This is a genomic window from Ligilactobacillus ubinensis, assembly GCF_024160875.1.
Taxonomy (GTDB): domain Bacteria; phylum Bacillota; class Bacilli; order Lactobacillales; family Lactobacillaceae; genus Ligilactobacillus; species Ligilactobacillus ubinensis.
This window is the reverse complement of record NZ_JAIULA010000001.1, coordinates 163,148-173,030: the sequence shown is the minus strand read 5'-3', so window position 1 is coordinate 173,030 and position 9,883 is coordinate 163,148. Positions and strand designations below refer to the sequence as shown.

The following is a 9,883-nucleotide window of genomic DNA, read 5'->3' as shown; positions in this document are numbered from 1 at the left end:
TACATTTATTTACACATTTTGTATATAAGAATATTTTCTAAATGATGTATATTCAAAACCAATTACTTAATCCACGTAACAGTTGTCCCTAATTGAGCCTCTAGTTCTCCATTAATTTGTAAACATACTAATATCCTTATTTTAACCATAACTATTAATATAACTCGTTTGAGAAATACTGTTTATGTTGGCTCAGATATTGACGTTTTATTTTACCGCTTGCTGTTCGTGGATAATCAGAAACTAGATAAAATCTATGCGGTACTTTAAAGTGCGCTAAATGCTGGTAACCATAGTCACGCAAAAAACTTTTACTCATCATGCCTTTAGTCTGAATGAATGCAACAGGCACACTGCCCCACTTTGAATCTGGCACACCAGCCACCACTATTTGAACAATATCTTTCAAATTATAATAAACTGCTTCTATTTCATCTGGAAAGATATTCTCGCCTCCAGAAATAATCATATCGCCTTTTCGTCCGCGTAAATACAAGAAACCTTCTTTATCTAAGTAACCAATGTCGCCCGTTTTAAACCAACCATTCTCAAAACTAGTTTTATTTTGCAGAGGTAATTGATAGTATCCGGGTGTGATATTAGGTGCATTTAATAAAATTTCACCATCAGTTGCAATCTTTAAAGCTACGGGAAAAAGTGTCTTTCCAACTGAGCCTATTTTTTGCTGTGCATCTTCAAAGTTCAGCGCTACCACTTGCGAAGCTGTTTCTGTCATCCCATAGGATTGAATAACCGGCCAGTTTCTTTTTTGACAAATCTCCAGTAGATGTAAATCAATTGGTCCTCCACCTAGCAAGAAAAATCTAAACTTTGGATTGTACTTTTGCAAGTTTTGATTTATTATCAATTGTTGCAACATCGTTGGAACTACTGAGATAGCACTTATTTTATTTTCAACTAATATTTTATTCACTGCTTTAGCGTCAAACTGATTAACTAAAGTCACTGTCATTCCATATAGCAGTGCCCGCATCATGATTGAAAAACCGCTAATATGAAATAAAGGTACTACACAAAGCCAGTTATCATCCGTGCTTAGTCCCAGATTAAAAGCTGAACCCACAGCCGAATAAAAATGATTTCGAAAAGTTTGACAAACTCCCTTAGGTTTTCTTGTTGTGCCGGATGTATACATCAAAGTTGTTACATGCTCGTCTTTAAAATCCGCAACCGCAGCTACTGGTGTTACTGCTAAATTTTCAATTGCTGTAAAACTAAAACAATTCACCATGGTTAATCGCTTGTTTTTCAAAAGTCCGTCTTCATAAATAACTACCTTGAGGTTAGTATCATTTATTTGAAACTGTAATTCATCTGCTGATAATCGTTTATTTAGCATTACCAGCGTACAGTTTAACTGTTGTAATGCCAAAATTGTAATATAACCCATTAAACTATTATTTACCAAGACGCCTACAAAAGAATCCTTTTCAATAACAGTTGCTAAATGCCGCATCCAAATTTCGACTCGTTTTCCTAATTCCCGATAGGTTAGCGAGTCTTCTTTAGTTACAATCGCTGTTTTATCCGGTGATAATGCAATCCGTTTTTCTAACCAATTTTCCATATTTACTTAAGGAAACTTAGGGAATTGGTCAAAATCAGGTTTGCGTTTTTCATTAAAGGCGTCACGCCCTTCTTTGCCTTCATCTGTTGTATAAAACAACATTGTTGCATCTCCACCTAACTGTTGCAATCCTGCCAAGCCATCTGTATCTGCATTCATTGCTGCTTTAATGAAACGAATTGCAGTAGGTGATTTTTGCAAAATTTCTTCACACCATTCAAGTGTTACTTTTTCTAAATCTTCTAGTGGCACAACTTTGTTAATCCAGTTCATCTCATATGCTTCTTTAGCTGAATAAAAATGGTTTAAAAACCAAACTTCTTTCGCCCGCTTATGACCAATAACTCGCGCTAAATAACCCGAACCATATCCCGCATCAAAACTACCTACTTTGGGACCAGTTTGGCCAAATTTTGCATTATCTGCTGCTAAAGTTAGATCACACACTAACTGTAAAATATTACCTCCACCAACAGACCAGCCTTTAACCATCGCGATTACTGGTTTAGGAATAATACGAATTAAATGTTGCAAATCTAAAACATTCAGCCGCGCAATTTTATCCGGTCCAACATACCCCCCATTTCCACGAACACTTTGATCTCCGCCAGAAGAAAAAGCTTTTTCACCTGCTCCAGTTAAAATGACGACTCCAATTGAACTGTCGTCACGACAAATCGTAAATGCATCTATCATTTCCTGAATAGTTGTAGGTGTAAATGCATTTAATTTTTCTGGTCTATTCATCGTAATTTTTGCTATTTTACCCGTACGTTCAAAAATAATTTCTGAATAAGTTTTGATGTTTTCCCACATTGTATCTGTCATTTATGCTACACTTCCTTAAAATGTTATACTTACATTAATTCATTATAACATTTTGCACAATTTATTTAAGGAGCGATTCTATGAACTTATTAGAATTATTAAATATTGAAATAATGACCTCAACTCCGACCAAAGTCCTTTTACAAATGCCCATCTCTTCTAAACACTTGCAACCTTTTGGTTTAGTGCACGGCGGTCTTAATACCGTCTTAGCTGAAACTGCAGCTAGTATCGGAGCTAATCTTAAGCTAGCATCTTCTCAACATGCCGTTGGAATTGATGTTCAAACACATCATCTTAAAACGGTTACTCAAGGTCAAGGCATTCTCTATGTCTGCGCCACACCTTTATCACAGACTCATTCTTTGCAAGTTTGGCAAGCATATACTTACCTTACACCTGATACAAAAACCAGTTTTAGTACAATTACGTTGAAAAATAGCCACCAAAGCGAATAGATAAATAATTTTGTCTCATTAGTAAATCATCATAAAAATCACCATTTCCTAATTTTTATAATTTTAATTTTAAAAAAGTATTGACAGACATCTAATAGCGCGTTAATATACTGGCATAGATTAAATACAGATGAGAATTAAAAGCTTTGAACGGAAAAAGTAATTATTGTTTGGGTTATTCAGAGAGCTGATATTTGCTGTGAATCGGCTAACCCACCATAGTGAAAATCATCCGCGAGTTACATACCAAACTATTTAGGGAGAGTATGTTGGGTGCACCCATTAACGTGCCAGCGAATCGCTAGTTAATCAGCTGTTCGTGTGAGGCAAATTTTATTTGCAAAAAAAGGTGGTACCGCGTTTTTAACGTCCTTTGATTAATTTTTCAATTAAGAAATTTTAATCAAAGGACGTTTTTTGGATTTAATTTAAATTAATCATAAAGTAGAGGTGAGTGTCATGTCAGACAGTGGCATTAGTGAGATTAAGGATACAGATCAGATTAGTATTTTACGATTATTTATACAGCTACATTCTATAAAAAACAGTATAATGACACTTACCAATATAAACATGTAAGTTGTCATCCAAGATGGAGGAACTTAATATGACTAAAACAACAGTAAATACACCCGTTAAATTAACAACTGCCCAAGAAGAATTTGCCCAAGCACTCTATAAAACGTACGTTAATGTTGGTGCTCTTAATGAAGACGATTGGAAAGAACGGGTTTTAGATGATGCTACAGCTTGTCGTGTGCAAGCTCGCGTAATGGAGTTAAAAAATCAGCCGGTGGGAGGATACAAAGTTTCACTTACAAGTGAAGAAACCCAAAAAATGTTTGCTTCAACTTCACCACTCTATGGTGCTCAGGTTGCAGATCGTTTTCTCAAATCCCCAGCACATGTAGAACTAAAAAAGCTTAATGAACCGCTTGTCGAAGTAGAACTTGCCTTTCGAGCCAAAGAAGATTTAGCGGCTACAGACACATTAGAAGACTTATTCAACAAAACAACAGTTGCTGGTGCAGTTGAAGTACCAGATGCTCGTTTTTCTGACTGGTTTCCAAGTCTATCAAAATATATGGTAATGTCAGATTGCGCAGTAGGTGGCTTAGTTGTCTATGGGAAAGAATTCGACACAAATAAAGCTTTTAAAACCCCAGCTGCTCTAGCCAACGTTAATTGCGAACTTTACCATGATAATAAAAAGCTGTTAGACGGTAAATCATCCGAGGTCCTTGGCAATCCACTTAATTCTCTAAAGTGGTTAGTCGAAAAACTAGCAGAGCAAGGTAAAACATTTACAGCTAATACAGTTGTATCTTCCGGAACATTTCTTTTACCTCCAACGCTAAGTGCCGGTAAATGGCAAGCTACCTTTGACAACAATCTGGGTACAGTTACCGTTGATGTTGCCGCTAAATAAGATACAGTTTGATTTCGTAATCTAATTAATAAAAAAGAAGCCTAATAAGATGACGCTTAAAGTTAGTTTTTCAACTCTACTTTAAGCGTCATTTCAATATTTAAGCTTCTTTTTTCATTAGTTTTAGATATTTTCTGCTAAAAAGTCATACAACATTGCCTTACGTAAATCCTTAGTTTGGATGCCTAAAGTTTCAGCAATTTTATAAGCATACTCCAAAGCTGTTGCGGGTCCGCGACTAGTAATTAAGTGCGCTGTTTCATCTACTACTACGATGTCCTCTTGAAAACTTCCAGCTTCAACTTCATCTTTAATCTCTTCATTTATTCCTGGATAACAAGTATAATTTGCTCCATTCAATAATCCATAACGGGCAAAAGCAATTGGTGCAGCACACATAGCCGCATTCCATGCTCCTTGCTTAGCTCTTCTTTGCATCAATCCCATCAGCTTGTCATTAGCGCGCAAATTAGCTGCACCCTGACCTCCACCTGGAAAGACTACGACATCATAGTCTAAAAGAGATTCATCTAAAATCTTGTCACATGTTAGTTTAATATTATGAGCACCTAAAACTTCGGTGCTTTCAAGTCCAACCATATCTACATCCTGATTAAGACGTCTAAAAACATCAACTGGCGTTAATGCTTCAACTTCTTCACATCCATCAGCAATCATTACTGCAAATCTTTTAGCCATATTAATTCCTCCCAATGTGTTTACTACATTTTACCACCATGAGACTAGGCTGTCGCACTTTTGCTATTGGCAGTTACTTGCACAGTTACTGGAGTAGCCATTTCTACCACAATTCCTGCATGATCTGAAATTCTTTGCGTTTCTTGTCCATCAAAACAAACTCGACTGTATGCTACTTCTTTGGAATCTGTCGTTAAGATATAATCAATCCTTCTGGCAACATCACTATCTTCCCAACCATCAATAGAACCACGTACTGTCATTCCATCTCCACGAGAAAGGGCTACTTCATACGTATCGATAAATTTGCGACAAATATGTGCGTAGTTTGTTTCATCTTTTTCAGCATCTACATTAAAATCACCTAATAAATATACTGCTGCCTTAGAATCAGCAAATTCAGCCAGATTTTCTAATACCTGATCCCATTCGGCGTAGAAAATATCTTTTTGCCAACCGTCTAGATGTCCTGTAGCCACTACTGATCCTTTTGCATCTCCAACTTTTCCAAACAACAGCTTTCTTCGTCTATAATCTGTATACTGATCATACTCTGAACTTGCCACTATTACTGGTGCATGAACATCACTTAACGGTTTTAATGTCAAAAGTGCTATACCTTCATCCAACTTATCATATCCGATATGCGTTGCTGTCCATGTCCACGAAAAAGAAAGTTTCACCTTCTTGAATGCCTGAACCAGTAAATACGCAAAATTACCTTCCTTTACAGGAATATCTGTCTCTGCGGGCATCACAAAACCACTTTCAGCTAATGATGCTTGTTCTAAACTTTTATTAGCTACTAACTGACTTACCTCTTGTAATGCAACGATTGTAATCGATTCTCTGACGACGAAATCAACAATTTCTTTAATTTGTTTTTTTGTATCATATTCAAGTAACGAATGACAATTTAAGGTTAGTAATCGCATGTCGTGCCCCCACCCTTTTTTGTATTATACACAGATTAATATAAACTATTGAAATCGATTTCTCAAGTTGGATTCTATGCTGACAGCTCTATATCTCCTTATTTACTTAGTGTTTAACGCTCAAAATTTTTTTCTCTTAAGCAACTGTATCCCCACGATTGGATGAACTTCTTTCCAACCATAGGGATACCGTAAATATTTAATTCTGTTAAATTTATTTTTTTAAAATTACTTCTATTATATATACCACAATTACTTATTTTTTATATAATTTACTCCATCAGCTGCAGGTGCAACAGCTTTGCCAAAGAATATTACTAATACTACGATTGTAATAATATATGGTGCTGCTTGAAACCAGAATGAATTAACATGCGCTAAAAAGGGAATATAGCCACCAACAATTGGTAAACTTTGTGCTAATCCAAAAAACAAAGCTGCACCAGTCGCACCTAATGGATTCCATTTACCAAAAATCATAGCTGCTAATGCCATAAATCCCTGTCCAGAAATTGTCGAAGCTGAAAAGTTTAATGTAATTGATTGAGCCATTACAGCTCCACCAAAGCCGCCTAGAAAACCAGACATTAAAACACCTAAATAGCGATATTTATACACATTAATCCCTAAAGTATCTGCTGCAACAGGATTTTCACCTACAGATCGCAACCGCAATCCAATATTTGTGCGATAAAGAAAATACCAACTAACAATACCTAACAAAATTGCAAAATAAGCTATCAATGATGTTTGTGTAAATAATGCTTTGCCAATTATCGGAATTTTTGACAAGACTGGAAAAGTATATGTCCCTAATCCTTGCTTAATGATGGGGGTTTGCCCTTTTTGATTATATAAAACTCTTGTCAAAAAAACACATAAAGCCGGTGCCATTAAATTTAGGACAGTTCCTGAGATAATATGATCTGCTCGCAAATTAATTGTTGCAACTGCATGTAAAATTGAAAAAATTAATCCAAAAATTGCTCCTACTAATAAGGAAATCCAAGTTGTGGCATTTCCAAACATATTATAAAAGCTTAATGTGAAAACAGAACTACTAAAAGCTCCAACAACCATCATTCCTTCAAGACCAACGTTAACAATCCCACTACGTTCCGAAAAAGTTCCTCCGAGGGCTGTAAAAATTAATGGTGCTGCATAAATTAGCGTGGTTGAAAAAACCGTCATTAATAATGTTGTAAAACTCATGCTTTTTTATCCCCCTTAGCTGAATTTAATTTCTTTATTAGCTCTTTTTTGGTCAAAAATTTATTTATCAAGTATTCAAAAGCATATTTAATCCCAACGAAGAAAATAATCGAGGCTGTTACAATACTAACAATTTCTGTAGGTGTGGTCGAAAAAACTGAAATGCTCAATCCGCCAATAGACAGAGCGGCAAATAACAAAGCAGCTAATAAAATTCCCAACGGATTGTTAGCAGCAAGCAAAGCAACCGCCATTCCATCATAACCTACTTGTGGTAAAGAATTTGAAACGGAAATATTTTGATAATTACCTAATCCATCTAAGCCACCTGCTAACCCAGCTAAAATCCCAGAAACAAACATTGCAACAATAATCGTCTTTTTGACGCTCATTCCAGCATACCGAGAAGCTGCTTCATTTGTTCCCACACTACGCAACTCAAAACCCGAATTAGTTTTATTAAAGTAAAACCACACAATTACAGCGACTAAAAGAGCTATAAAAAAGCCCCAGTGAAACGTAGAATTTTGTGTCAGGTTTTCTAAAAAAGGGGTCCTTAAACTTGCTTTACTTGGAATATTTGCTGAAGAATCTTCTCCTTTTGCAGTTAACCAATTTTTGACTGCAAAATTCACAAAATAAAATGCGATATAATTCAACATAATCGTTGTAATAACTTCACTTGTCCCAAAATAAGCTCGTAGATAACCTGCAATTCCAGACCACAAACCACCTGCAAGCGCAGCTGCAAGAATTGCAAAGATAATTAATACAAGCCCTGGTAACGTATGAAATTTCAAAGTTACCAAAATTGCAGCAAACCACCCCAACAGATATTGACCTGATCCGCCAATATTAAAGAAGCCAGCTTTGCTCGACACTGCAAAACCTAATGCTGTTAAGATTAAGGGTGTCATGTCTCTTAACGTTTCACCAATAGAATAGGCCCCCGAAAAAGCCCCTGAAAATAAACTGCCATAGTTAACAATTGGATTATATCCAAAGATTAACATTACAATCGCACCAACAATAAAACCTGCAATAACTGACATTACTGGAACTGCAATTGCTGATAACTTAGTCTTATTAAACACAACTGTCACTCCTTATTTTTGAATATTGGTAACTTTTTTCCCAGCCATCATCAAACCAAGTTCCTCTGCTGATGTATTTTTAGGGTCTATTTCACCCACAATTTCACCAGCATGCATAACTAAGACCCGATCTGAAAGTTTTAAAATTTCATCCAACTCAAAACTTATCAACAAAACACCTTTTTTTTGATTTCGTTGCTCATTAATTTTTTCATGAATATATTCAATTGCACCCACATCCACACCACGAGTTGGATTAGCCGCAATTAATATATCTGGATTGCTAGCAATCTCTCGTGCAACTATTACTTTTTGCTGATTTCCGCCGGAAAGTGAACCCACTTTTTCTTTTTCACTTTGTGAGCGAATATCAAATGCCTTTATCAGGTCACGTCCATTTTGATTGATTATTTTATGGTTTAAAAAACCGTATTTACTAAATGGTTTTTTATAGTAGCTTTTTAGAGTTAAGTTTTCAGCTATCGACAACGGTAAAATCAAGCCGACATTTTGTCTATCTTCTGGAATATAGCCTACATGTGCTTCCGTGATTTTTCGTGTTGGACTATTAGTCATATCAACCCCGTTAATTTTTACACTACCTGTCTTAACTTTACGTAATCCTGTTAATGCATCTATTAACTCACTTTGACCATTGCCATCGACTCCAGCAATTCCAACAATCTCACCACTTTTAACGTTCAAACTCAAATTTTTTACCGCTGTATGGCCCGCTTTTTCGACACTCACATTTTCGACTTCTAGCATTAGTTTAGATTCAGTTATTTCTGCTTTTTCTATTGAATTATCAATCTTTCTACCAACCATCATTTCTGCCATTGTTTCCTCGGCTGTATTGTCAACATCAACTGTATCAATTATCTTTCCAGCTCGAATAACAACACATCTATGTGCAACATCTTTTATCTCTTTTAATTTATGCGTAATAAAAATGATTGAGTTTCCTTCATCAGTAAGGGCTCGAAATATTTTCATTAACTCTCCAATTTCTTGCGGTGTTAACGCTGCTGTTGGCTCATCAAAAATAAAAACATGCGCATTTCTATATAATGCTTTCATGATTTCAACTCGTTGCTGCATACCTACTGTGATATCAGCAACTTTTGCATTAATATCTATTTGTAAATGATATTTATCTGCTAGTCTTTCAATATCCTGTGCTGCTTTTTTGTAATCAATTCGTCCTTTTTTATTAGGTTCATCACCCAAAATAATGTTTTCAAGTACCGAAAATGCTGGGATTAACATAAAATGTTGATGTACCATCCCAATGCCTAAAGCTTTAGCATCTCGAGGGCTATTCATAATTACCTTTTTGTTATCTATAAAAATTTGGCCTGCTGTCGGCTCCAACAATCCAGATAGCATTCCCATCAAAGTTGATTTCCCTGCCCCGTTTTCACCAAGTAATGCTAAAATTTCACCTTTTTTCAATGTTAACGAAATATCATCATTAGCCGTAAATTTACCAAACTTTTTGGTAATATTTTTCATTTCAACAACTGTTGTTGTCATTTTATAGCTCCTCCTTTGAATATACTAAAATGGTGAAGTATTGGTCTCCCAACGCTTCACCATTTTTCATGCTAGGGAGAGTGTAGTAAAAATATATCTACTTA

At 35.7% G+C, this 9,883-nt stretch carries 9 protein-coding genes and 1 other annotated feature; of the genes, 2 read left to right on the top strand and 7 right to left on the bottom strand.

The window, feature by feature from the left end; all coding sequences use genetic code 11:
- Positions 1-154: 154 nt before the first annotated feature.
- Together LB941_RS00755 and menB are read right to left on the bottom strand one after the other, a co-directional pair.
- Positions 155-1,588, bottom strand: coding sequence for an o-succinylbenzoate--CoA ligase (locus LB941_RS00755; protein ID WP_253358608.1), 1,434 nt, complete (start codon positions 1,586-1,588; stop codon positions 155-157).
- Between the two features lie 6 nt (positions 1,589-1,594).
- Positions 1,595-2,416 (bottom strand): 1,4-dihydroxy-2-naphthoyl-CoA synthase, encoded by an 822-nt coding sequence (menB, locus tag LB941_RS00750; RefSeq protein ID WP_253358606.1) that lies wholly within the window; start codon positions 2,414-2,416, stop codon positions 1,595-1,597.
- An 80-nt stretch (positions 2,417-2,496) separates the two neighbouring features.
- On the opposite strand from menB, the gene LB941_RS00745 reads away from it, so the two are divergent.
- Both LB941_RS00745 and LB941_RS00740 read left to right on the top strand, forming a co-directional pair.
- Positions 2,497-2,874, top strand: coding sequence for a PaaI family thioesterase (locus tag LB941_RS00745; RefSeq protein ID WP_253358604.1), 378 nt, complete (start codon positions 2,497-2,499; stop codon positions 2,872-2,874).
- Positions 2,875-3,011: 137 nt separating this feature from the next.
- Positions 3,012-3,251 (top strand) — a binding site (T-box leader).
- A gap of 230 nt (positions 3,252-3,481) precedes the next feature.
- Positions 3,482-4,303, top strand: coding sequence for a 2-keto-4-pentenoate hydratase (locus LB941_RS00740; protein ID WP_253358602.1), 822 nt, complete (start codon positions 3,482-3,484; stop codon positions 4,301-4,303).
- 123 nt (positions 4,304-4,426) lie between these two features.
- Here the strand turns inward: LB941_RS00740 and LB941_RS00735 are convergent, their stop codons facing one another.
- From LB941_RS00735 to LB941_RS00715, 5 genes are all read right to left on the bottom strand, one after another.
- Positions 4,427-5,002, bottom strand: a complete 576-nt coding sequence (locus LB941_RS00735; protein ID WP_253358599.1) for a DJ-1 family glyoxalase III — start codon at positions 5,000-5,002, stop codon at positions 4,427-4,429.
- Positions 5,003-5,046: 44 nt separating this feature from the next.
- Positions 5,047-5,937, bottom strand: a complete 891-nt coding sequence (locus LB941_RS00730) for an endonuclease/exonuclease/phosphatase family protein (protein WP_253358591.1) — start codon at positions 5,935-5,937, stop codon at positions 5,047-5,049.
- Between the two features lie 252 nt (positions 5,938-6,189).
- Positions 6,190-7,149 carry an ABC transporter permease gene (locus LB941_RS00725; RefSeq protein ID WP_253358589.1) on the bottom strand — a complete coding sequence of 320 codons (960 nt, stop codon included), beginning with the start codon at positions 7,147-7,149 and terminating at the stop codon, positions 6,190-6,192.
- Positions 7,146-8,201: an ABC transporter permease gene (locus tag LB941_RS00720; RefSeq protein WP_253358760.1), complete on the bottom strand. Its 1,056-nt coding sequence runs from the start codon at positions 8,199-8,201 to the stop codon at positions 7,146-7,148. The genes LB941_RS00725 and LB941_RS00720 overlap by 4 nt, the downstream gene beginning before the upstream one ends.
- Before the next feature lie 54 nt (positions 8,202-8,255).
- Positions 8,256-9,779 carry an ABC transporter ATP-binding protein gene (locus LB941_RS00715; RefSeq protein WP_253358587.1) on the bottom strand — a complete coding sequence of 508 codons (1,524 nt, stop codon included), beginning with the start codon at positions 9,777-9,779 and terminating at the stop codon, positions 8,256-8,258.
- Positions 9,780-9,883: the final 104 nt, after the last annotated feature.